26 protein-coding genes are annotated in these 22,089 nt (G+C 37.7%); 22 read left to right on the top strand and 4 right to left on the bottom strand.

Annotated features, from left to right (window positions below; translation table 11 throughout):
- Positions 1 to 34: 34 nt before the first annotated feature.
- A complete protein-coding gene (locus IGI80_RS02350; RefSeq protein ID WP_002354978.1) occupies positions 35 to 688 on the top strand; it encodes a DNA alkylation repair protein in 654 nt (217 codons plus the stop codon).
- A gap of 9 nt (positions 689 to 697) precedes the next feature.
- Complete coding sequence (locus tag IGI80_RS02345; protein ID WP_002361040.1) at positions 698 to 1,474, top strand: HAD family hydrolase; 777 nt, start codon at positions 698 to 700, stop codon at positions 1,472 to 1,474.
- Positions 1,475 to 1,520: 46 nt separating this feature from the next.
- On the opposite strand, the gene def is transcribed toward IGI80_RS02345, so the two are convergent.
- The gene (gene def / locus IGI80_RS02340; RefSeq protein WP_002354981.1) at positions 1,521 to 2,084 is read right to left on the bottom strand and encodes a peptide deformylase; all 564 of its coding nucleotides are present in this window, start codon (positions 2,082 to 2,084) and stop codon (positions 1,521 to 1,523) included.
- 279 nt (positions 2,085 to 2,363) lie between these two features.
- Between def and rpsO the strand changes: the two genes are divergently transcribed.
- From rpsO to IGI80_RS02300, 8 genes are all read left to right on the top strand, one after another.
- The gene (gene rpsO, locus IGI80_RS02335) at positions 2,364 to 2,633 is read left to right on the top strand and encodes a 30S ribosomal protein S15 (RefSeq protein WP_002354983.1); all 270 of its coding nucleotides are present in this window, start codon (positions 2,364 to 2,366) and stop codon (positions 2,631 to 2,633) included.
- Between the two features lie 186 nt (positions 2,634 to 2,819).
- Entirely contained in the window at positions 2,820 to 4,934 is a 2,115-nt protein-coding gene (gene pnp / locus IGI80_RS02330) for a polyribonucleotide nucleotidyltransferase (RefSeq protein ID WP_016626374.1), read from the top strand.
- Between the two features lie 181 nt (positions 4,935 to 5,115).
- Positions 5,116 to 5,976: a rod shape-determining protein MreC gene (gene mreC / locus IGI80_RS02325; protein ID WP_002383273.1), complete on the top strand. Its 861-nt coding sequence runs from the start codon at positions 5,116 to 5,118 to the stop codon at positions 5,974 to 5,976.
- Positions 5,973 to 6,482 (top strand): rod shape-determining protein MreD, encoded by a 510-nt coding sequence (gene mreD / locus IGI80_RS02320; RefSeq protein ID WP_002354987.1) that lies wholly within the window; start codon positions 5,973 to 5,975, stop codon positions 6,480 to 6,482. The genes mreC and mreD overlap by 4 nt, the downstream gene beginning before the upstream one ends.
- Positions 6,483 to 6,814: 332 nt before the next feature.
- On the top strand, positions 6,815 to 8,236 hold the full coding sequence (locus IGI80_RS02315) for a CHAP domain-containing protein (RefSeq protein WP_025190114.1): 1,422 nt from the start codon (positions 6,815 to 6,817) through the stop codon (positions 8,234 to 8,236).
- 177 nt (positions 8,237 to 8,413) lie between these two features.
- Complete coding sequence (locus IGI80_RS02310) at positions 8,414 to 8,983, top strand: TetR/AcrR family transcriptional regulator (RefSeq protein ID WP_002354991.1); 570 nt, start codon at positions 8,414 to 8,416, stop codon at positions 8,981 to 8,983.
- A gap of 40 nt (positions 8,984 to 9,023) precedes the next feature.
- Positions 9,024 to 9,494, top strand: a complete 471-nt coding sequence (locus IGI80_RS02305) for a low molecular weight protein-tyrosine-phosphatase (RefSeq protein WP_002365336.1) — start codon at positions 9,024 to 9,026, stop codon at positions 9,492 to 9,494.
- A gap of 88 nt (positions 9,495 to 9,582) precedes the next feature.
- Positions 9,583 to 9,813, top strand: a complete 231-nt coding sequence (locus tag IGI80_RS02300) for a hypothetical protein (RefSeq protein WP_002385239.1) — start codon at positions 9,583 to 9,585, stop codon at positions 9,811 to 9,813.
- Positions 9,814 to 9,860: 47 nt separating this feature from the next.
- Here the strand turns inward: IGI80_RS02300 and IGI80_RS02295 are convergent, their stop codons facing one another.
- A complete protein-coding gene (locus IGI80_RS02295) occupies positions 9,861 to 10,595 on the bottom strand; it encodes a class A sortase (protein ID WP_002354994.1) in 735 nt (244 codons plus the stop codon).
- A 233-nt stretch (positions 10,596 to 10,828) separates the two neighbouring features.
- Between IGI80_RS02295 and IGI80_RS02290 the strand changes: the two genes are divergently transcribed.
- From IGI80_RS02290 to thiT, 3 genes are all read left to right on the top strand, one after another.
- Positions 10,829 to 11,614 (top strand): hypothetical protein, encoded by a 786-nt coding sequence (locus IGI80_RS02290; protein WP_002354996.1) that lies wholly within the window; start codon positions 10,829 to 10,831, stop codon positions 11,612 to 11,614.
- 77 nt (positions 11,615 to 11,691) lie between these two features.
- Positions 11,692 to 12,345 carry a PepSY domain-containing protein gene (locus IGI80_RS02285; protein ID WP_002385242.1) on the top strand — a complete coding sequence of 218 codons (654 nt, stop codon included), beginning with the start codon at positions 11,692 to 11,694 and terminating at the stop codon, positions 12,343 to 12,345.
- A 162-nt stretch (positions 12,346 to 12,507) separates the two neighbouring features.
- The gene (gene thiT, locus IGI80_RS02280; RefSeq protein WP_002354998.1) at positions 12,508 to 13,083 is read left to right on the top strand and encodes an energy-coupled thiamine transporter ThiT; all 576 of its coding nucleotides are present in this window, start codon (positions 12,508 to 12,510) and stop codon (positions 13,081 to 13,083) included.
- A gap of 119 nt (positions 13,084 to 13,202) precedes the next feature.
- On the opposite strand, the gene IGI80_RS02275 is transcribed toward thiT, so the two are convergent.
- Positions 13,203 to 13,565 (bottom strand): hypothetical protein, encoded by a 363-nt coding sequence (locus IGI80_RS02275; protein WP_002354999.1) that lies wholly within the window; start codon positions 13,563 to 13,565, stop codon positions 13,203 to 13,205.
- Positions 13,566 to 13,781: 216 nt separating this feature from the next.
- On the opposite strand from IGI80_RS02275, the gene IGI80_RS02270 reads away from it, so the two are divergent.
- A complete protein-coding gene (locus tag IGI80_RS02270; protein WP_002355000.1) occupies positions 13,782 to 14,558 on the top strand; it encodes a peptidase C39 family protein in 777 nt (258 codons plus the stop codon).
- Positions 14,559 to 14,634: 76 nt separating this feature from the next.
- Positions 14,635 to 15,186 carry a DNA-3-methyladenine glycosylase I gene (locus tag IGI80_RS02265; protein WP_033786611.1) on the top strand — a complete coding sequence of 184 codons (552 nt, stop codon included), beginning with the start codon at positions 14,635 to 14,637 and terminating at the stop codon, positions 15,184 to 15,186.
- Between the two features lie 68 nt (positions 15,187 to 15,254).
- Here IGI80_RS02265 and IGI80_RS02260 read toward each other — a convergent pair whose 3' ends face one another.
- Positions 15,255 to 16,007, bottom strand: coding sequence for a MurR/RpiR family transcriptional regulator (locus IGI80_RS02260; RefSeq protein WP_002365331.1), 753 nt, complete (start codon positions 16,005 to 16,007; stop codon positions 15,255 to 15,257).
- Positions 16,008 to 16,150: 143 nt separating this feature from the next.
- On the opposite strand from IGI80_RS02260, the gene IGI80_RS02255 reads away from it, so the two are divergent.
- The 7 genes from IGI80_RS02255 (at position 16,151) to IGI80_RS02225 (ending at position 22,037) form a co-directional block, all read left to right on the top strand.
- Positions 16,151 to 16,966, top strand: a complete 816-nt coding sequence (locus tag IGI80_RS02255; protein ID WP_438722585.1) for a carbohydrate deacetylase — start codon at positions 16,151 to 16,153, stop codon at positions 16,964 to 16,966.
- Positions 16,967 to 17,052: 86 nt separating this feature from the next.
- On the top strand, positions 17,053 to 18,147 hold the full coding sequence (locus tag IGI80_RS02250) for an acyltransferase family protein (protein ID WP_438722584.1): 1,095 nt from the start codon (positions 17,053 to 17,055) through the stop codon (positions 18,145 to 18,147).
- Between the two features lie 146 nt (positions 18,148 to 18,293).
- Positions 18,294 to 18,731: a PTS sugar transporter subunit IIA gene (locus tag IGI80_RS02245; protein ID WP_002355006.1), complete on the top strand. Its 438-nt coding sequence runs from the start codon at positions 18,294 to 18,296 to the stop codon at positions 18,729 to 18,731.
- 26 nt (positions 18,732 to 18,757) lie between these two features.
- Entirely contained in the window at positions 18,758 to 19,234 is a 477-nt protein-coding gene (gene agaV, locus IGI80_RS02240; RefSeq protein WP_002361049.1) for a PTS N-acetylgalactosamine transporter subunit IIB, read from the top strand.
- Positions 19,235 to 19,279: 45 nt separating this feature from the next.
- A complete protein-coding gene (gene nagA / locus IGI80_RS02235; RefSeq protein ID WP_002386286.1) occupies positions 19,280 to 20,431 on the top strand; it encodes an N-acetylglucosamine-6-phosphate deacetylase in 1,152 nt (383 codons plus the stop codon).
- A gap of 24 nt (positions 20,432 to 20,455) precedes the next feature.
- The gene (gene agaW, locus IGI80_RS02230) at positions 20,456 to 21,229 is read left to right on the top strand and encodes a PTS N-acetylgalactosamine transporter subunit IIC (protein WP_002365326.1); all 774 of its coding nucleotides are present in this window, start codon (positions 20,456 to 20,458) and stop codon (positions 21,227 to 21,229) included.
- The gene (locus IGI80_RS02225) at positions 21,201 to 22,037 is read left to right on the top strand and encodes a PTS system mannose/fructose/sorbose family transporter subunit IID (protein WP_002387358.1); all 837 of its coding nucleotides are present in this window, start codon (positions 21,201 to 21,203) and stop codon (positions 22,035 to 22,037) included. Before agaW ends, IGI80_RS02225 begins: the two co-directional genes overlap by 29 nt.
- The last annotated feature ends 52 nt before the right edge of the window (positions 22,038 to 22,089 follow it).

The raw sequence follows: 22,089 nt of genomic DNA, 5'->3' as shown, positions 1-22,089 counted from the left end.
TTAGTATAGTTTTTTTATTATAAGGAGCGAAGGAATGGACACACTTCAATTTCAGAAGAACCCAGAAACAGCAGCAAAAATGTCTGCTTATATGAAACATCAATTTGTTTTTGCAGGCATCCCCGCCCCAGAACGTCAAGCGTTAAGTAAACAACTTTTAAAAGAAAGTCATACGTGGCCAAAGGAAAAATTATGCCAAGAGATTGAGGCTTATTATCAAAAAACAGAACGAGAATATCAGTATGTCGCTATTGATTTAGCCCTTCAAAATGTTCGGAGATTTTCATTAGAAGAGGTCGTAGCGTTTAAAGCCTATGTTCCACAAAAAGCGTGGTGGGACAGTGTGGATGCTTGGCGAAAATTTTTTGGGTCGTGGGTGGCGTTGCATCTGACTGAATTGCCAACGATTTTTGCCCTTTTTTATGGCGCTGAAAATTTCTGGAATCGGCGTGTTGCGCTGAATTTACAGTTGATGTTGAAAGAAAAGACCAATCAGGACTTGTTGAAAAAGGCGATTATTTATGATAGAACTACAGAGGAGTTCTTCATTCAAAAAGCGATTGGCTGGTCATTACGCCAATATAGTAAAACGAATCCGCAATGGGTCGAGGAATTGATGAAAGAATTAGTGTTGAGTCCTTTAGCACAACGAGAAGGCAGTAAATATTTAGCGAAAGCGAGCGAATAAGGAGAAATGATGGAAAGAAAACTTTTTGCATTTGATATTGATGGGACGTTGTTAAATTCGGAGAAGAAAGCATTGGATAGCACGAGAGAAGCGCTAGCAAAATTGCGGGAGCAAGGACACTTAGTTACGCTGGCAACTGGCAGAAGTCGTTATATGGCGCAAGAGGTGATTTGGGATTTAGATTTTACCAATTACGTATTATGTAATGGCGCCGCGGCTTTTGTGGATCATGAGCAATATTATCAAAATTTATTGCACGCTGAAGCGTTGGAACGTTTGGCACAAGACAGTGATCAACGCGGCTTAGGATTTGCTTGTGTGGGCTTAGATGATATTAAGAAGAGCAACCAGCACCGTGCTGAAAAAATGGAAATTGCGATGAACTCTTTTCATTTTCATTCACCTGCTTATGATGAACACTTTTATCGTCAAAATGATATTTACCAAGCGCTAGCTTTTTATGACGCAGAAGATCAGTGTACGTTTGAAGAAGAATATCCAGAATTTCGCTTTATTCGCTGGCATCAACATAGCGTAGATGTTGTGCCTAAAGATGGCTCAAAATCAGCTACGTTAACGTATTTAGCTAAACGTGTGGGCATTGATGCAAAAAATATCATTGCCTTTGGGGACGGCGAAAATGACCGAGAAATGTTAAGCCATGCAGGGATTGGCGTCGCAATGGGCAACGCGAGTCCTTCCATTCAAAAAGTGGCCACAATGGTCACAGATACAAATGATAATGATGGGATTTGGAAAGCCTTAAAAGAAATGAAGGCCATTTAAAAAAACTGGGCCGTTTGTCTGAAAACAAACGGCCCAGTTTTTTTCTTTATTCGATGACTAAAACGCCCTCTTTTAAAGCAAATGGATTTTCTTTGTTAATATGATCGTAGAACATGATGCCATTAATATGATCAATTTCATGTTGAACCACAATCGCTTCGTAGTTTTTTAAACGAACTTTGTGTTTTTCGCCAGCCATGTCAAAATAACTGACGGTAATTTTGTTATGGCGAACGACATACCCAGGTACATCCCGATCGACAGATAAACAGCCTTCCCCTTCACCTAAACATACATCTTGCACAGAATGGCTCAAAATTTTAGGGTTGTACATTACCGTACTTAATGAAGGCGTTTCGTTTTCTGGGTCGTTACTAGGAACATGGACAGCAATAATTCGTTTAGAAATATCTAATTGTGGTGCAGCTAAACCAACGCCACCACGTAATTGTAATTCTTCGGCTTTGACTGGATCTTGACTATTTTTTAAGAAAGTCAACATGTCTTCGCCTAATTGTCGGTCTTCCTCAGTGATAGGGACAGGCACTTCTTCTGCCACAGCACGAAGTGTGGGATTCCCTTCACGAATAATATCTTTCATTGTAATCATTCAATGGTTCCTCCTTTGAAACATAAAAAAATTCTTCTTTTATTTATTCATGCGCTGAAATAATCAGTTGTTTACCACCATTTAGTGTATCACAAAATCACCAAAAAAGGGGCTAGATTGTTTAAAAAAACTATCGAATAATAGAGATTAAGCTTGCATTTTAGCGGTGTTTCCTGTAAAGTAAGCTTGTGTGGAAACACACCATCTATCACTTGGTTTAGCGAATCACCAACGCTTCACTCAGTGATCAGACGAATAATAGAGAAAGAGGTGGAACAAATGGCAATTTCACAAGAAAGAAAAAACGAAATCATTAAAGAATACGCACGTCATGAAGGAGATACTGGTTCTCCAGAAGTACAAATTGCTGTCTTAACTGAAGACATTAACCAATTGAACGAACATGCGCGTACACACAAAAAAGATCACCATTCTTACCGTGGTTTAATGAAAAAAATCGGTCACCGTCGTAACTTGTTAGCTTACTTACGTAAAACTGACATCCAACGTTACCGCGAATTGATCCAACGTTTAGGATTACGTCGTTAATCATTACGTATAAAGCGAGGTTCAATCAGAATCTCGCTTTTTATCTTATTGTCACTATTGAAGGTCCTCTTTGGAAAGTTTTTAGGAACTACTAACCAAATGAAAGAGCAGCAACGACTTGTTACTTTTTCATTTGTTTAGTAGCCGTCTGACTTTTCCAAAGAGCAAGAGTAAAGGAGAAGAATTATGACAGAAAAACAAGTCTTTAAAACAACTTGGGGCGGCCGCCCACTAGAAGTAGAAATCGGCCAATTAGCCAAACAAGCCAATGGAGCTGTCTTAGTACGTTACGGCGATACGGTCGTTTTAAGTGCTGCTGTTGCCTCTAAAGAAGCAAAAGATGTAGACTTTTTCCCATTAACTGTAAACTATGAAGAAAAAATGTATGCGGTAGGAAAAATTCCTGGCGGCTTCATTAAACGTGAAGGTCGTCCAAGTGAACGTGCGACATTAACCGCTCGTTTAATCGACCGTCCTATTCGTCCAATGTTCTCAGAAGGCTTCCGTAACGAAGTCCAAATCACGAACATCGTTATGAGTGTGGAGCAAGACTGTACACCAGAAATGGCTGCAATGTTTGGGTCTTCCTTAGCGTTAGCAATTTCAGATATTCCGTTTGATGGACCAATTGCTGGTGTTGACGTTGGTCGTATTAATGGCGAATATGTTTTAAATCCAACGGTAGAACAAGCGGAACAAACAGATATTGAATTAACTGTTGCTGGAACAAAAGAAGCCATCAATATGGTTGAAAGTGGTGCCAAAGAAGTATCAGAAGAAGATATGTTAGGTGCCTTACTTTTCGGTTTTGATGCCATTAAAGAACTAGTGGCGTTCCAAGAAGAAATCGTTGCCGCTGTAGGTAAACCAAAAATGGACGTGGACTTATTACAAGTGGACGTTGATCTTAAAAAAGAAATTTTTGATGCGTACTACAATACAATGAAAACAGCCGTAATGACGGAAGAAAAATTAGCACGTGAAGTTGAAATTGACAAAGTAAAAGATACAGTCAAAGAAGTTTACGCTGAAAAATTTGCGGAACACGAAGAAGAAGCGCAATTACTAAAAGAAGTGAAACAAATTGCGGAAGATCTTGAAAAAGATGTCGTACGTGAGTTAATTACGATCGATAAGATTCGCCCGGATGGCCGTAAATTAGACGAAATTCGTCATTTATCATCAGAAGTAAGTATTTTACCACGTGTGCATGGTTCTGGCTTATTTACTCGGGGTCAAACACAAGCTTTATCCGTTTGTACATTAGCGCCTTTAGGGGAACATCAAATTATCGATGGGTTGGGTGTCCAAGATAGCAAACGTTTCATCCATCATTATAACTTCCCGCAATTCTCTGTTGGTTCAACAGGACGCGCGGGCTCACCAGGTCGTCGTGAAATCGGTCACGGTGCGTTAGGTGAACGTGCCTTAGCACAAATTATTCCATCAGAAGAAGACTTCCCTTACACAATCCGCTTAGTAGCAGAAGTGTTAGAATCAAATGGTTCTTCTTCACAAGCAAGTATTTGCGCGGGAACATTAGCATTAATGGATGCGGGTGTGCCAATTAAAGCGCCAGTTGCAGGTATTGCAATGGGTCTTGTTAGTGATGGCGAAAACTATACAATCTTAACAGATATTCAAGGTTTAGAAGACCACCTTGGCGATATGGACTTTAAAGTAGCGGGAACGAAAGACGGAATCACTGCTTTACAAATGGACATCAAAATCCAAGGAATTACAGAACAAATTTTAACGGAAGCATTAGACCAAGCGAAGAAAGCACGGATGGAAATTCTAGAAGAATTAACAACAACGATTGCTGCTCCTCGTGAAGAATTAAGTCAATATGCACCGAAAATTGAAATGATTCAAATTAAACCAGCGAAAATTAAAGATGTCATTGGTAAAGGTGGCGAAACAATCAACAGCATTATTGATGAAACCGGCGTTAAGATTGATATCGATCAAGACGGTAACGTAAGTATTGCTTCATCAGATGCTGAAATGATTAAAAAAGCCATCAAGATTATTGAAGAATTAACCAAAGAAGTCGAAGTCGGCCAAGTTTACTTAGCAAAAGTTGTCCGCATTGAAAAATTTGGTGCGTTTGTTAACCTAATTAAAGGCAAAGATGGCTTGATCCATATTTCTCAATTAGCAAACGAACGTGTGAACAACGTTGAAGATGTCGTGAAATTAGGCGACGAAGTCCTTGTCAAAGTAACTGAAATTGACAAACAAGGCCGTGTCAACGTGTCAAGAAAAGCATTATTAAACGAAGAAAACAAAGAAAAATAATTTCTTTTTAAACCAACGAAAACCAAGGAAGCTTCCTTTCTTTTCGTTGGTTTTTTCGTTGAAAACAAGCCCTAAAAAAGAAATGATAAAAAAAGCTAAAGACGATCGCCAACTCTTTTGTTTATAGTCAATTAGTGGTAAAATTAATACTATCAGTCTGAAGAATATCTGGGGTGTCTTTGTGAAAAAATTTAATCCAAATAAAAATATAATCATTACCTTAATTTTAGTCATTATTTTAGTAACCATTATTAGTTTAACTGCTGCGCAACGTTCTGAAAAAGGCAAAACCAATGTCGTTCAAGGTGGCGTCAACAATAGCGTTAGTATGGTGGATCGTGTAATTTCTTTTCCAGCTCGTGTGGTGGAAAATGGCTTGTCTTCAATGGGCAATTTAATTAACACGTTTAAAGAAAACGAACGTCTAAAAGAAAAAATTGATAGCTATAATGAATTAGCTGTCCAAAACAATAACTATAAACGCGAAATTGATAGTTTAAAACAAGAATTGAATCTGAACGAAACGTTGGCCAACTATGAAAAAGTAACTGCGAATGTCATTACGCGTTCGCCTGATACTTGGCAAGACTTATTAATTATCGATAAAGGAACCAATGACGGCATTGAAGCGGGCATGGCGGTCATGGCGCAAAAAGGGTTAGTGGGGCGTGTTATTGAAGTCAATGCAACGACTGCAAAAGTGGAACTACTAACGTCTAAAAATGTTAACTCGAACCATTTCCCTGTGCGAGTAACTTCCGCAAATGGCGAATCATTTGGTTTACTTAAAAATTACGACAATAAGACGAATGCATTAATTGTGTCACAATTAACTGGCGATGCCACTCTGAAAGAAGGCGATGTCGTTCAGACTTCTGGCTTAGGTGGTAATTCCCCAGCCGATTTAGCGGTAGGGACAGTTATTAAAGTGAAACCAGATAGTTTTGGTTTAGATCGTGAAGTGTATGTGAAACCTTATGCGGATGTCTATGGTATCTCTGTTGTGACGGTCGTGAAAAGATCGGCAGGGGAAAGCGAATGATTCGGAAAGAGTATTTAAAATATGTCACACCTATTCTCTTGTTTTTCTTAATGTTAATTGATGCTCATTTAACAAAGTCTTTTGAAACGTGGACAAGTAATGTTTACTTCGCCAGTTCTCATCTGCTATTACTTGCGTTTATGTTTGCCGTTCCTAATTTTTCTAAACGTTATTTATTAATTACTTCGTTAATTTTAGGCTTTATTTGCGATAGCTACTACATTGGCATTATCGGGATTTATACAGTTGCACTGACGCTTTCGGTTATGTTGATGTATACATTTAAAGAAGTAATTCAAACAAATTTATTAACTGGTTTTTTTGGGATCGTTATTTTTACCACGTTGTATGAACTGATTGCGGTACTGATTCAAGTGGCCTTTCATTTAGCGGATGTCAGCCCGATTTTATTTATTACGCGTGTGTTGGGCCCTACATTGCTATTGAACATGGTGTGGTATGTTATTTTATCTTATCCACTGAAAAAACTGTTTTCCGTAAAATAAAAATTGAAAATTTTGTTCGTTTGCGAAAAATGCTCATTTGTTAGCATTTTTCGCTTTTTTTTATTTTCTTTAAATAACAAAACGATGAGAAGCTTACCCTGGAGACTTGAAGAAAGTTGTGAAAAAAGTGAAGCTTTTTTTTGTCATTTACAAGAAGAAAATTGAAATATTACTGTAACATCCATATTATCTCAGTGACATACAGCTATGCTACAATTGCTCTATCGTTGAAAAAGAGAAATTTATTCAAATTTTAATAAATAATAAAAAAGCTTAACAAAAAAGGATTTTCGGAGGACAACAGATTGAAGAAAAGTGTATTATCGGCTCTAATGGTATGTTCCATTACCTTAACAAGCGTAGCGTTGCCATCCGCAGCATTTGCAGATGAATACGATACAAAGATTCAACAACAAGATCAAAAAATTAATGCGTTAACTAGCCAAATGTCAGATGCAGAAGCAAAAGTTGCCGCGATTGAAAATGATATGGTTGAAACGGCCAAACAAATCGATACATTAACAGCTAAAAAGAACAAGCTATCATCAGAAGTATCTAAATTATATAGTGAAATTTCTGATTTGAATGTCCGTATTCAAAAACGTGAAGTACAAATGACAAAACAAGCACGCGATGTCCAAGTGAATGGTCAAAGTGATTCAATTATTGATGCTGTCTTAGATGCAGATTCAGTAGCAGATGCAATTGGTCGCGTTCAAGCGGTCTCAACAATGATGAGCGCCAACAATGAATTACTAGAACAACAAAAAGAAGACAAAGCGACTGTTGAAAAGAAAACAAAGAATGTAGAAAAACAAATTGCTGAATTAGAAGCCGCAACAAAAGAATTAAATGACAAAACAGAATCATTAAAAACATTGAAGATTCAACAAGAAGTGGCTAAAAATGATTTAGAAGCACAACGTTCTGAAGAACAAGGGAAAAAAGACGGCTTCATTAAACAGAAAAAAGAAGCGGAAAAACGTTTAGCAGAAGAACAAGCACGCCAACGTGCAGCTGCTAAAAAAGCAGAAGAACAAGCGGCAGCGCAAGCACAAGCCGCAGCACAAAAAGCGGCAGCAGAGCAAGCGCAAGCAACAAAAGCAGCAAATGAGGCAGCAGCATCAGCCGCTGAAGAAAAAGCCGCAACACCAGTAGTAGAATCATCAACAACTACTGAAAGTACCACAACGCAAGAAACAACAACTTCAAGTACTGAAACAGAAAGTGTTGTAACAACACCTGTGACAGCAGCACCTGAAAAAGAAAAAGAAGTTCCTGTAACTAACCCAACGACTCCTGAAAAAGGTAATGAAGCAAAACCAGGGAATGGTGGCGTGACTTCAGGAAAACAAGCCGCAATTAATGCAGCTTTAGCAGATGTTGGTAATTCTTATGCAACAGGTTGGAATCAGCCAGGCGAATGTTTAGTATCCGTTCGTCGCTGGTTAGCGGCAGGCGGTATTAACTTCGGTTATGGTGGTCCAAACAGTGGCTATGTTGCTTCTGGTGCAACACAAGTTAGCTGGAGTAACGTGCAACCAGGCGATGTTGTTCAATATGAAAGTGCCTATAGTCCAGATAGCTGGATTGGTGGCGTGCATACTGTCTTAGTTACAGGTGTAAGTGGTGGAAGTGTCCAAATCGTTGAAGCAAACAACCCAGGAGGTTCTGGTTATGTTTCTTCTAACTCTAACTGGTCACCAGCACCACCAGCAGGATTCCGCGCTGTTGTATGGCGTTTTCCAGGCTAAATAGTCATCTATTAATAATTGATAACAAGGAGTGGTAACTAACAAAAATCGTTAGTTGCCGCTTTTTTTATTCATTTAATTTTAAATATATGCATAAAATGTATCTGAAAATATTGTAATCTGGCCGTTTTTTTGCAATTATAGAGGTATATACATATTAGGAGCGGAGGAATCAGCATGAGCGGAACGCACGATACAAAACAAGCAATCGCTTCAGCTTTAATAGAATTATGTGAACAAAAGGATTTTCGTAAAATAAGTGTCCAAGATATTACCAAAAAAGTGGGCTTGAATCGTCAAACATTTTATTATCACTTTACAGATAAATATGATTTATTACGTTGGATTTATCGTCACGATGCATTGATTTACTTAGAAACAGATATTTGTTTGGAAAACTGGGAGGAACAAGCCCTGAAGTTATTAAAAGCGATTAAAGAGAAGAGTCATTTTTACTATACAACGGTGACCTCAGATTCAGAAGTTCTTCTTAATGTTTTTTCCGCTTCGACCAATCGCTTATTTATTTCATTATTTGAACAAGTCGATGTTGAGAACCATTTAACAGATAAAGACAAACAATTTTATGCGAATTTCTTTTCTTATGGATGTAGCGGCGTCTTAACGAAATGGATTCTTGAGGAATATCCTCAGACTCCTTTGGAAATGGCGACGCAATTATTCCGTTTAGCGAAAGATACAGAATTTATGGCTTATCATTTGTATGAACAAGAAGCCAATGAGTAATGTGTGACGGATAAAAAGTCTTATGAAGGAGTGAAACGTTGTGGTAACTGTGTTATTTGTTTGTTTAGGCAATATTTGTCGTTCGCCAATGGCAGAAGCGATTTTTCGTCAGAAAGTCCAACAAGCCGGTTTAGAATCGACTATTCAAGTATTTTCAGCAGCTACTAGCCACTGGGAAGTTGGCAGTCAGCCACATAAGGGAACCAGAAAAATTTTGGAGCAACAAGGAATTTCCTATCAAGGAATGCGGGCGACACAAATCCAGCCAAGTGATTTTAAAAAATATGACTATATCATTGGGATGGATGCGAATAATGTGGCCGATTTAAAAGCATTAGCTCCTCAAGAAGAGCAACGGCGGATTCATTTATTTATGGAAGTTGTGGTTGGTAAAGAAACCATGGACGTACCTGATCCTTATTATACTGGTGATTTTGAGGAAACTTACCGCTTAGTGGAAGCAGGTACCTCAGAATGGTTGAAAAAAATAAAAGCACAGCTGAAAGATTAGGACTATAGTCCGATAGTACTTTCTGTTTCCCCTTGGTACAATAGTGTTAACAAATTGTTCAGGGAAAAAGAGACAGGAGGGAAGTAAGATGAACAGTAGTTATTTATCCTATGTTTTTGAATTGAGTTTGTATTATTTATTGTTGATAATGAGTCTGCCGCTAGTGTATGCTGTCACGTATCATTTATCTTTTAGTAGTATGTATACAAGTGAATGGTTAATGATCTCTGTTTTCTTATCTCCGTTAGTTTTATTATTTGCAGGTATTCGTTATGGTTTTGCTCGTTTGAAACAGCAAGAACGCCAAGTGATGAAATAAAGCAAAAAATCCTTGAAAAGTTTTGACACTTTTCAAGGATTTTTTTATTAAGCCACCCAATCGGCTAAGGTTTTTTGCTCCAATTGGAAAGCCTTCAACATATCGTCGTTGGCGTCTTTAATAGGCGTCGTTGCTGCTAATGTTCCTTGAACAGCAATTCGCGTCGTTGCTTGTAAATCGCCACAGGTAATTAAGGTAATCATATTTTGACCAGGAACGTCATCAATTAACTCAACACGGGTTGGTTCGATTTTTTCTACAGAAGTTATTTTGTATGTATAAACAGTAGATAAATCAGTGATATAAATGAGTTCGTCTTTTTTGGTTCTTTCTAAAGGTGAAAATAAGGAAACGCCATCTTCCGTTCGATGACTAGCCAAGGCATAATTGTTTTTCCCCATGACTTGATCTTCTTTCATGGTCCCGGCACCAGTTAATAAAGCGACATTGGACAATCCTTTAAAAATGGGCAAATTAATTTCGACACTTGGTATCGCAATGGCACCAATCACAGGTAAGTTTTTGTTTTCAAATTGGGCTTTCATCACCGCTTCTGTGCTCAAGGACTCAACTGAATCAAAGTCAAATGTTGTTTCACGAGCCATATTTTTCTTCACATCGGCTGGTTTCAACTTGCTAACGGCGTACGAGCGGCTATTTTGTTGAACCACCCAACTGCGTATCTGATTGTTAAAAATTAAGGCCAAGCCAATGATAAATAGTAAAACTAATAAACTGTTGATTAACCAATTTTTTCCTCTTTTTTTCTCTTTTGGGCGCATATTCTCCCTCCTTTTAATGTATCAAGTTTACCACAATTTATTTGAAAAACCTATTTATTTTCTTCGGGGAATAGGTAAGCAGACCGGACCTTGATTTAATAAAAAACAACTGAATCGATTGATTTTTCAAAAAAATCCTCATTTTGTAATGGAATTTTAAAGTAAAAGAAACAAGCTTTTCTTTTGAAAATATTGTAAAATGGTAAGGAGGCTAGTAGAGGGGAGATGGGAATTTGCTTGATTTAATTTATGTACATATAGATGTAACCAGCAACGCGGTTTTATCTAAAGGAATTACCCATTCCGATTTTGTTCGTTCAATTGTGCATCATCCACAGAACTTACTATTATTAGATCCTTCTGCCGAAGCTGGCGAATACGATATGCATTCAGGCTTGAAAATTATTCGCGGAGAAGAAAGCGTCAATCGCTATTTTCAATCGCTACAACGTCGTTGGATGACTGAAGAAATTAAATGGATTGACTTTTCCGATGTGACGATGCTAAAAGAGCTAACGCCATTAGAAATTTCGGAACTTCTTTATTTTGGACACATGAAGAATAGTTTGCATTCGCCTTTCTTTTATAAGCTACAAAATGATTTTGTCTTTTTTGAATTTGCAGATCAGATGACGCGTGTCTATTATCGTTATATTGATGAATTTTATCGAATCTTTGCTGATAAAATTACACGTGTTGTTTTAGAGAAAGTGAACCAGAAAAAGGCCTTCTTTAAACGAAATACGCCTGTCGAAAAATTAAGTCCTGAATTACTTAAAAATATGAAAGGTATCTTGCAAGAAGGTGTTATTTTTTGCTTCCAACAAACGGAAGTGGATAAAGAAGAATATCGGATTCCTATTTACTTGGTGGAAGATTCACTTAGCAAGATGAAAAATACCTCTTACCAAAAAGAAGAAATTTTGGCAACGCTTGTCTATAATAGTGAAAAACGCATTTGGCACATTGAACAAGAGAATGATTTCGGTGAAATTTTTATGTTGGCCCATGAAGGCTGAGAGAGCTCTAACTTTATCAACTAAAGTAGGGCTTTTTTTTGTAGCTATGATTTGGATGAGAAATCAAGTATAATAAAATGATAAAAAGGAAAGAAGGTTGTTTAATGAAAAAAATACTCTATGGCTCTATGACTGGCTTGGCACTCTTTTTGGTAGCTGGCTGTACATCCAAAACACCCACAGCTGTTTCATCAACAAATGAACAAAAAGAAACAGTAATATCAACTACTGAAACAAGTTCATCCGTACAACAAGAAGCAACGACGACATCAGAGAAGACAAGTGCGGTAGCTGTCTCTTTAGAAAAAGTAACGACAGCATTTGAGAAAAAATATCCAGAAGCTAAAATAACAAGTCTGCAGTTAGATACAGATTTTGGACGTTATTTTTATGAAATAGAAGGCGTGGATCAGCAAAAAGAATATCAAGTTGAAGTGAACGCAGAAACAGGCGAATTCACAAAAGAAAAAGTCGAAACCTTGGATGCTGATGAACAAAATGGCGTTAAAATGCAAGAAGAGGCACTTGATTTAACAAATATCATTTCCAGAGAACAAGCCACAACCTTGGCTGAAAAAGAAGCGAAAGTCGGCCAGGCAACAGATTGGAAGTTAGAGAAAGAATTAGGAATCACCTATTGGGAAGTGAAAGTGAAAGAGGGCCAACAAAAAATAGAGGTAAAAATCGATGCTCATTCTGGTAAAATTTTGACAACTGAGCGGGACGATTAATGGATAAAAAGTAGCTGGCATGCGTTTGAGTAGGAGTTGATTCCCTTAAATGCTGATCAGCTATTTTTTTGCTTGTTCGACAAACGTGTTTTTCTAAAGTCCCTATGGTAAAATAACGATGTATTAGTGGTTGAGAGCGTCAGAACATAGGAGGAAATTTGTTTGGCTAGAAAAATGGATTTACGTATTTGGGTAGAAGGAACAGTCGTCGCAGCAATGGCAATGGCCCTCTCTTTTTTACCGATTGAATTTGCCAATAGTGGCTTGGACCTATCGTTGGGAATGGTCCCATTAGTTCTTTATTCGTTTCGTCGTGGGTTGCTTCCTGGAGTTGCAGCAGGCTTTGTTTGGGGCATGTTAAATATTATTCTCGGTACAGCCATGAAAAATTTCTTGTCCGTTCCGCAGATTATTTTTGAATATCCCTTTGCTTTTGCGTTTGGAGGAATGGGTGGCGTATTCGCTAGAAAAATTCAACTGTATTTTCAAGCGAATCGTTTAAAATCAGCCATTCGTACGATTATTTTAGGAAGTGTTGTCGCAGTCTTCGCCCGCTGGTTTTGGCATTTTTGGGCGGGTGTATTGGTTTGGGGCATGTATGCACCAGAAGGAATGAGCCCATATCTCTATTCCTTTGTTCTAAACGGTACAAGTACCGTCGTCAATTGTTTATATGTAAGTCTAGTTCTAGGCTTATTGGCAAAAGTAGCACCGCAATTATTTGTTCCTAAGAAATAAGTTGAGTCCTAAGTCAGAAGTTTCATGGGATTTTGACTAAAGTCATAAATAAAAGAAACCACCAACCTGCAATCGCCAGGGTTGGTGGTTTCCATTTATTTTATAAAGACTTCAATATTCTAGTGAATTTGACGTTGGTGACGATTGGCTAACGTGCTGACTTTCATGACAGAAGCAACAGGAATCATGCGCAACTGTTGTTCATCCGTTTGTAAACGAACAACGATATTGTCCGAAATATTTTTTGAGACAATCCAGCCGATCACCGTTTCGAATTTATGCGCTGTAGGGACTTCTTTCAATTGTAAGACCACTAAGGATTTTTGGGCGGCAGCGACTTGGAGCTCTTGTAAAAGCGCACTGCGTTCCTTTTCTTTATTCTTTTGATCTTGAGAATCTTCTAAAAATGCCGAAAAGAAATGTTGGGAAGAGAGCGTAATCAGTTTAGAAATGCTCTTGATGGTAGCTTTATGTTGATCCATTCTTCTGCCTCCTTTACGAATAAAATAGAATAAAACTCAAATGACTAATTACCTGTATTTTACCTAATTTTGTGATAAAATTCAAGAAAATATGTTCGCCTTCAATAATTATGAGAATTTACCAACGTTTCTGTTTTTCGAAAAAGAAAGTAGTATAATGTGTGAGCATATAAGAAATACATAAGATTATCGGATGTAGTCAATAGATAGAAAAGGATGAATAGTATGTCAAAAAAACCATCAGGTTACCAAAAAAAAGTTCTCACGGTGTTGTTGGTATCGTTTGGCTTTGGCGGGTTGTTAGCGCAGTTTTCGCCGATGAAATCAGGTGGGTTTTCAAGTTGGTTTGATGATTCATATGTCAAAGCTAGTGCTGAATCAAGTAAAACAAAAGAACCAGCACCAGTTAAAATTGAGAAAAAAGTCAAACCTTTAAGCTATGGACAACAGGTCAATCAAGAAATTGAAAAGAAGCAATATAATGGACATCTGGATTTGCCGTTAGAATTGCAGACAGATGCTAAATGGAAAGACACCGCATACGGATTTGGCAATGTGGATAAGCCGAATACAATCGAAATTAATGGCTGTGCGATTGTGTCGCTTGCAATGGTTGGTTCATACATGGATCACCAAGAAGTTACCCCTCTGGATGTGTTAGCTTGGGCAAAAAATGACTTCTTTATGGAAGGACAAGGGACGGCGTGGTCTATTTTTAGTGCATATGCTGAAATGAAAGGCTATAACTGTCAAGAAATTGGGGATATTGAAACAGTGGCAGCTTTCTTGAAGGAGGGTCATCCAGTCATTATTTCTGTAAAACCGGGCTATTTCACTACAACTGGTCACATTATGGTGATGAGTGGTGTGGATGAAAAAGGCGATTTCTGGATTAATGATCCAAACGATTCAGAAGAAAAGGGCCATTCAAAACGGACATTTACAGCCGAAGAAGTGATGAATGAAGCGTTAAACTTCTGGGCATTTTATTAGGAATAAGAAAAGGTGTGGAACAACAGGCAGTACCCTTTGTTCGCATCTTTTTTAGCAAATAAAAGGAGGCAGGACAATGGAGCGATGTACTTGGGCAACGAATACAACTGAAGAGATGCAAGCCTATCATGATGATGAATGGGGACGTCCAGTTCATGAAGAGCAACAGTTATTTGAGTTATTGACCTTGGAAAGTATGCAAGCAGGCTTAAGCTGGGCGATTATTTTGAATAAACGAGAAACGCTTAGAGCAGCTTATGATGCGTTTGATTATCGGAAAATTGCGCGATATGATGAGGAAAAAATTTTAGCTTTACTAGCAAATCCTGGTGTGATTCGTCATCGTTTAAAAATTCAAGCGACCATTACGAATGCGCAAGTTTTTCAAGAAATTCAGGCAGAATTTGGCTCCTTTGATCGCTACCTCTGGAACTTTATCGATCAGCAACCAATCGTTAATCACTGGCAGCACCCAGAAGAGGTTCCAGCCTCCACGGAATTATCGCAACAGATTAGTCGAGCGTTAAAAAAACGAGGATTTAAATTTTTAGGTGCCACGACAGTCTATTCCTTTTTACAGGCGGCGGGATTGGTGAATGATCATTTAGAAACGTGTCAGTATAAATAAGTATAGAAGAATTAAAAAGGAAGGAACTAGCAAAACGAATGGCTAGTTCCTTCCTTTTTTTGCAGTGATTATGGACACTCATTTAACATCGTTGAAACAGTTTTCGCCAACTTTTCTATTAAGAATAGTGCAGGTAGTTGGGACGTTACGTCTGCAATGGAACTTTTCTCGGTTGTTATATAGTAGGGGATGGTGACTGTTGAAAGTTGAGCAATCGTGCTTTTTTCACTATTTGTAATAGCAATTACATCAATCCCCATTTCGATAAAATAATCAATATTTTGCCGAACTTTTTGTGTTTCACCCGAAACTGATAAGGCGATAACGCCCACTTTTTTAGCTGTTTCTTCGGATAATTTGCTAACGGGATGTGAAAAAAGGTGGGATACAGAAGCAGATAAATTATAGATACTGGAAAAATAAATTTCACCAAATTCAGCTAGGACTTTGGACGTTCCTTCGCCAATAAAAAGAACAAATTCTTTTTTTGCCAGTAATTCCGCAGCTTGAACAATCCGTCCTTCTAATAATTCTTCTGATGAGCGTTGCAAAAAATGAATCAGCATTGTTTCATCTAAAGATTTTGGTTGGGCTGTTTTTTTTCGTTCGCTTAGATAATTCTTCAATTTAAATTTAAAATCTGTATAGCCTTCACACTCGAATTTTTGACAAAAACGCCAGATTGCCGTTTTACTGAAATGAATTTCATCTGCTAATTCTCGAATTGTCATATAAGGAACTTTTTCAATATTGTGGCTAATATACTTGTAAATCTCTAATTCTGTTGGATTTAATTGTGGATCGTAGGTTAAAAACAGCATGCTGATCCCTCCTGTCGTTTGTGAACGTAATGTCCTTTTTCAGGGACATGGTCTTATTTGTAGATTATAGCACTCAATCAGAAAACTAGCTATAAAAAAAGGCGCCACTTAGCTACAATCAATAGAGAAACAACTAAAAATTCATGAAACAGAAGAGAGAGTGGGGAAAAATGAGCAATAAAAAATTAATTATCAACGCTGATGATTTTAGTTACACGCCAGCGGTAACGCAAGGAATCATTGAAGCACACAAACGTGGCGTGGTTACTTCAACAACCGCATTACCAACTTCTCCTTATTTTTTAGAAGCCATGGAGAGTGCTCGAATCAGTGCACCGACTTTAGCTATCGGTGTCCATTTAACATTGACATTGAACCAAGCAAAACCTATTTTACCTCGAGAAATGGTTCCTTCCTTAGTAGATGAAGCTGGTTATTTTTGGCATCAATCGATTTTTGAAGAAAAAGTCAATTTAGAAGAGGTTTATAACGAATGGGATGCTCAAATTATTTCATTTATGAAAAGTGGTAGACGCCCTGATCATATTGATTCTCATCATAACGTTCATGGAAAAAATGAAAAGTTATTAGGCGTAGCTTTGGCACTTGCTCGCAAATATCAATTACCTTTACGTAACGCCTCGAGAAGTATTGAAACAAAAGACTATTTAGAGTTATATCAGGATGTTCGCACGCCAGATGAAATGTTGTACCAATTTTATGACAAGGCGATTTCAACTGAAACCATCTTGCAATTGCTTGATATGGTTGTTTGTAGTGAAGGAGAGGTCTTTGAAATCAATTGTCATCCTGCGTTTATCGATACTATTTTACAAAATCAATCAGGGTATTGTATGCCTCGCATTCGTGAAGTGGAAATATTAACGTCCCAAGAAGTCAAAGAAGCGATTGAAGAACGCGGCATCTTGTTAGCCAATTATGAATCGCTAGCAATGTAAATCAAAGAAGCGTAAATAGCGTGTGAGTAAGTTCTTAATCCGAGCGCTTACTTACACGCTAAATTATTGAAAGAAAGAGGACGTACATGAGTAAAGAACAACCAATAAATCTGAATATCAGCGATTTTTTAAAAGTTTTCGCTGTAGCATCAGTTATTTTACAAACGGTTTTATCATATGTGTTGACACATTCTCCGCAAACGGAAGCAATGAATTCAATCGGTAGTTTTTACCGAATGTCTAAATATTCGGCACCCATGTTTATTTTTGCAATTATTTACAACATGGTGTTAAAGAGTCAAGCTGAATCGTATCTTGAATTTTTAAAGGAAAAATTTTATGAATTGGTGCTTCCTTATGTGGTCTGGTCCAGTCTCTATCTATATGCTTTTCCTAGTTTACAACAACGAATGCCCTATGAAACGCCCCTAGGATTTCTAGGAAAAGTTCTCAGTGGTGATGGCGCGGCACATCTATGGTATGCCGTAATGATGTTGCAATTCCAATTATTTATGCCGTATTTTATTTGGTTGGCAACAAGAATTACAAAAAACAAAAAAGTGATTTTACCAATTGTCTTTTTTACAATCGATGCGCATATCCTTTGGTGCTTCTGGTACCAGAAAATGATTTTTCCATATGCAGAAACTTCTCTTTGGTACTTAATAGATCGTTCAGGGCTTAGTTATCTCATTTATGGTATTTTCGGGGTCATCGCAGCGAAGTATCAGGGGGGAATTTTTACTTTCTTGAAAAAGACGAGAGTGGTGCTATTTCTGTTGTTTCTTTTTATTTTTTGGCAGGCAGTCCAAGGGAATTTATTTGATGGAACACAGATGACACCGAACGATCTACCTTATTTGGATCCTCTTCAAAGTGCCTATAGTTTACTGATTATCGGGTTGGTTTTTTATTTGGGAACGCAAGGAATAGCCAAAAAGATTCGTCTTTTACCAATGGTTAAATGGATAGCCACTTATGCGTATCGCAGTTATTTAGCGAATGTTTTTATTTTTCAAGTGGTCTTGAAACTGGTCCACCCGTTTTTAACCAATCAACCAGTCAGCTTGGTTATTCTTGTGTTGTATATGGGTACATTTGTTGGCTCATTTGGGTTAACGGTTGTAATCGAGCATTTTTTCAAAAGCATATTTAAGTTGGGACGCCTTGTATCTGTATAGGGACATGTTCTTAAATAGAAATCATCGTCCAAAATCATGGGAAAGCATACTCAATTGTCACAAGAATTGTTACACTCTTTGAGGAATAAGTTCTGCTTATCCAATTAAATAGTAAGCTCAGTAAATAGTTAGGGGAGAAAGAATAAATGATAGGTCTTATTTTAACGGGACATGGAGTATTTTCAACTGGAATGCATCAATCAGTTAGTATGATTGCAGGAGAACAACCAAATATTCAGGCGGTCCCTTTTTTCAATGATACAGGGCTTGATGTATTAGAGTCAAACATCCGTAAAGCCGTTGACTCTATGCTGGAGACGTGTCCAGCAGTGGTCATTTTAACTGACCTTTTAGGTGGCACACCGTTTAGAATTTCAATGACTGTCGCAAGTAATTATCCAAATGTTGAAGTGTTAGCAGGAACAAATTTACCAATGGTTCTTGAAGGGCTTGCATTACGCACAATCAGCACGAACGTAGAAGATTTTGTTTCAATGGTTACAGATTCAGCCAGAGACGGGATTGTTCATAAAAAACTAGAACAACCACAAGCAAATACTCAAGAAGAAGCAGACGGAATCTAACCAATTAGAAAAGAGGAGGAAGCACTATGCCGAATATTTTATTAACAAGAATTGATAATCGCTTGATTCATGGTCAAGTCGCAACACAATGGAACGGTTCTTTAGGCGCCAACTTAATTTTAGTCGCAAATGATGCAATTTCTGAGGATACAATGCGCCAACAATTGTTAAACATGGCAGCCCCTGCAGAAGTACAAACCCGTTTTTTCTCCATTAAGAAAACGATTGAGGTCATTCATAAAGCCTCAGAAAGACAAAAGATTTTTCTGTTAGTTGATAATCCTGTTGATGCATTGCGCTTGGTAGAAGGTGGTGTGCCAATCGGAAAATTAAACATTGGTAATATGCATATGGAAGAAGGCAAAAAACAAGTAGCTACCGCTGTTGCCGTTAATAAAACAGATGTAGACGCCTTTAAAAAGCTACAAGAATTAGGTGTTAAACTTTCGATTCAACGTGTACCGTCAACGCCAGAAGAAAGTTTAGATGCATTATTTTCATAAAAAAGTAATGTTGGACAATAATTTTGAAGAGAAGAAGTGGGAAGAATGATTATTCAAAGTAAAAACGTATGGATTAACGAACAATTTCAACCAGCTCAAGTTGAAGTGTCAGAACAACGAATTGTTGCAATTCTACCGTACAATGAAAAAGCTGTCGACAAAGAATACGGAGAAAAGCGCATTCTTCCAGGATTTATTGATATTCATGATCATGGTTGGCATGGTGGGGATGCCAATCATGCCAATCATGAATTTATCAAAGAGTGGCAAGCTTACCTTCCAGAAGAGGGGATTACAGCTTTTTTACCAACAACGTCAACAACATTTCCAAAAGACTTGGAACATTCATTTGAAGTGATTGGTTCATTTATTGAGGAAGACCAAGGAACCAACGGAGCACAAATCTTAGGGATTCATGCGGAAGGACCAATGATTTCTGAAGAATTTCGTGGCTCTCATAATCCAGAGTTATTAGTAAAACCATCCGTTGAGACATTTAAAAAATGGCAAGAGTTAGCAAAAGGGCACATAAAATTAATGACGTTGGCACCAGAAAATGATGTAGAGAATGCCTTGACTACATATTGTCATGAACATGATGTAGTCATTTCAATTGGCCATACGGCTGCAACCTATGAACAAGCAATGGCAGCTGTCGAAGCAGGTGCAAAAAGTTTTACCCATACGTTTAATGGAATGGAAGATATCAGTCACCGGAAACCAACCGCAGTAGTTGCTGCTTTGGATAGTGAGGAAACGTTTGCTGAAATTATTGCTGATGGGGTACATGTTGATTATTCATTAGTACGTGTGTTAGCCAAACTAAAAGGCAAGGACTATTTAATTGCTGTGACAGATTCTATCTGGGCCAAAGGGTGTCAACCAGGCGTTTATCCAAAACCAGAAAAAGGGATTGAAATGGTTATTGATGAACAAAATGTGGTCCGTTTAGCGAATGGCAAGTTAGCTGGAAGTACGAACCATTTAAATAATATGGTTCGCAACCTTGTTGAAAAAGCATTACTTCCAGAAGTGATTGCTATTAATTCAGTCACGAAAAATCCAGCTCGTTTGTTGAATGTGAACGAATCTATGGGAGAAATCAAACTAGGGCTTTTAGGTAATTTTACAATTATTGATGAGAAATACGAAGTGCTAGAAACCTTAGTAAATGGTGAAACAGTTTATAAAAAGTAGACGAAGTCTAATAGGAGGAAAAAAATGTTAGTACAGGCAATTTTGGTAGGAATTTGGGCTGGGATAGCAGGGGTTGATAAGCTTGTCTTACAGACACATATTCATCGTCCGATTGTTACAGGGCTGATTGTTGGTTTAATATTGGGAGATGTCAACACAGGGTTAATCACTGGAGCAACGCTAGAGTTAGTTTGGATTGGTGCAGTAGCAATCGGCGGTGCGCAACCACCCAACGTAGTAATTGGGGGAGTTATTGGAACAGCGTTAGCAATTATCACAAAATCTGACCCACAAGTGACCGTAGGTTTGGCTGTTCCTTTCGCAGTTGCAGCGCAAGCGTTAATTACCTTGTTATATACAGCGATGTCACCAATTATGCACAAATTTGATGCTTATGCAAAAAAAGCAGATACAAGAGGCATCGAAAGAATGTCTAGTTTTTTACCAATCGTTTTATTCATTTGTTATTTTTTTGTAGTATTTTTATGTATTTTCTTTGGTGCTGATAAAGCATCTAGTTTCATTTCTATTCTACCCGAATGGAGTATTCATGGCTTGAGCGTTGCAGGTGGTATGATGCCAGCAGTAGGTTTCGCCATGTTATTAAAAACGATGTGGGAAACATCCTACGTGCCGTTCTTTATTTTTGGTTTTGTTATGGCTGCCTATTTAGGGTTAGATACATTAGCGGTTGCAGGTTTAGCTGTCGCAATTGCTTTATATGAATTTTACGCACAAAGAAATAATACAGTCACTGCATCAAATAATAATGGAGGGTTTGAAGAAGATGGCATCTGAAGAAACATATAATGATATGATATCCGAAAAAGTAATAACAAAAAAAGAGTTAAAAAAAATAATGTTCCGTTCGTATCTGCTACAATCTTCATTTAATTATGAAAGAATGCAAGCAGGCGGCTGGACCTACTCATTAATTCCAGGATTGAAAAAGATTCATCGTGATAAAGAAGACTTAGCTCTTTCTTTGGAAAATCATTTACAATTTATGAACACGAATCCACAATTAGTGACGTTCATGCATGGTGTGATTATTGCAATGGAAGAGTCAAAAGAATCACCAAAATCCATTCAAGCGATTAAAACAGCGTTGATGGGCCCGTTAGGCGGAATTGGGGATGCGCTATTTTATTTAACCGTTTTGCCGATTGCAGCAGCGATTGGTTCACAACTATCATTAGAAGGCAATATCTTAGGACCAATTGTTTTCTTGTTGTTATTTAATATTCCGTATATGGCTGCCAAAATTGGGTTAATTAATCTAGGTTATAAAATGGGTGTCAAAGCAATTTCAGTTTTAAGCGAAAGTACTAAAAAATTATCTCGTTCAGCAACAATTGTAGGAATTTCCGTGGTGGGTGCGTTGATTCCGAAGAGTGTACAATTAACGACAACTTTTGTTTTTCGCTTGAAAGATACTAAGTTAGACCTTCAAACACAATTGTTTGATACAATCATGCCCAATTTATTACCTTTAGTGTTTACGCTGTTTTGTTTTATTATGTTGAAAAAAGGACGCACGCCGATTGCTTTAATTATTTTTACTGTGATTTTTGGGTTGTTAGGTTCTTTAATCGGGATTATATAAAAAAGATTTGGAACAATAGCCAAAATCGCTATTGTTCCAAATCTTTTTCTAA

The organism is Enterococcus sp. DIV1420a (genome assembly GCF_051712165.1).
GTDB lineage: Bacteria > Bacillota > Bacilli > Lactobacillales > Enterococcaceae > Enterococcus > Enterococcus faecalis.
The sequence above is the reverse complement of the archived record's forward strand: the minus strand, read 5'-3'. Positions and strand labels throughout refer to the sequence as shown.

Coding starts and splice junctions, on each gene's coding strand:
- IGI80_RS02350 (WP_002354978.1), top strand. CDS start 35: ATGGACACACTTCAATTTCAGAAGAACCCAGAAACAGCAGCAAAAATG.
- IGI80_RS02345 (WP_002361040.1), top strand. CDS start 698: ATGGAAAGAAAACTTTTTGCATTTGATATTGATGGGACGTTGTTAAAT.
- def (WP_002354981.1), bottom strand. CDS start 2,084: ATGATTACAATGAAAGATATTATTCGTGAAGGGAATCCCACACTTCGT.
- rpsO (WP_002354983.1), top strand. CDS start 2,364: ATGGCAATTTCACAAGAAAGAAAAAACGAAATCATTAAAGAATACGCA.
- pnp (WP_016626374.1), top strand. CDS start 2,820: ATGACAGAAAAACAAGTCTTTAAAACAACTTGGGGCGGCCGCCCACTA.
- mreD (WP_002354987.1), top strand. CDS start 5,973: ATGATTCGGAAAGAGTATTTAAAATATGTCACACCTATTCTCTTGTTT.
- IGI80_RS02315 (WP_025190114.1), top strand. CDS start 6,815: ATGGTATGTTCCATTACCTTAACAAGCGTAGCGTTGCCATCCGCAGCA.
- IGI80_RS02310 (WP_002354991.1), top strand. CDS start 8,414: ATGAGCGGAACGCACGATACAAAACAAGCAATCGCTTCAGCTTTAATA.
- IGI80_RS02300 (WP_002385239.1), top strand. CDS start 9,583: ATGAACAGTAGTTATTTATCCTATGTTTTTGAATTGAGTTTGTATTAT.
- IGI80_RS02295 (WP_002354994.1), bottom strand. CDS start 10,595: ATGCGCCCAAAAGAGAAAAAAAGAGGAAAAAATTGGTTAATCAACAGT.
- IGI80_RS02285 (WP_002385242.1), top strand. CDS start 11,692: ATGATAAAAAGGAAAGAAGGTTGTTTAATGAAAAAAATACTCTATGGC.
- IGI80_RS02275 (WP_002354999.1), bottom strand. CDS start 13,565: ATGGATCAACATAAAGCTACCATCAAGAGCATTTCTAAACTGATTACG.
- IGI80_RS02270 (WP_002355000.1), top strand. CDS start 13,782: ATGAATAGTATGTCAAAAAAACCATCAGGTTACCAAAAAAAAGTTCTC.
- IGI80_RS02265 (WP_033786611.1), top strand. CDS start 14,635: ATGGAGCGATGTACTTGGGCAACGAATACAACTGAAGAGATGCAAGCC.
- IGI80_RS02260 (WP_002365331.1), bottom strand. CDS start 16,007: ATGCTGTTTTTAACCTACGATCCACAATTAAATCCAACAGAATTAGAG.
- IGI80_RS02255 (WP_438722585.1), top strand. CDS start 16,151: ATGAAACAGAAGAGAGAGTGGGGAAAAATGAGCAATAAAAAATTAATT.
- IGI80_RS02250 (WP_438722584.1), top strand. CDS start 17,053: ATGAGTAAAGAACAACCAATAAATCTGAATATCAGCGATTTTTTAAAA.
- IGI80_RS02245 (WP_002355006.1), top strand. CDS start 18,294: ATGATAGGTCTTATTTTAACGGGACATGGAGTATTTTCAACTGGAATG.
- agaV (WP_002361049.1), top strand. CDS start 18,758: ATGCCGAATATTTTATTAACAAGAATTGATAATCGCTTGATTCATGGT.
- nagA (WP_002386286.1), top strand. CDS start 19,280: ATGATTATTCAAAGTAAAAACGTATGGATTAACGAACAATTTCAACCA.
- agaW (WP_002365326.1), top strand. CDS start 20,456: ATGTTAGTACAGGCAATTTTGGTAGGAATTTGGGCTGGGATAGCAGGG.
- IGI80_RS02225 (WP_002387358.1), top strand. CDS start 21,201: ATGGAGGGTTTGAAGAAGATGGCATCTGAAGAAACATATAATGATATG.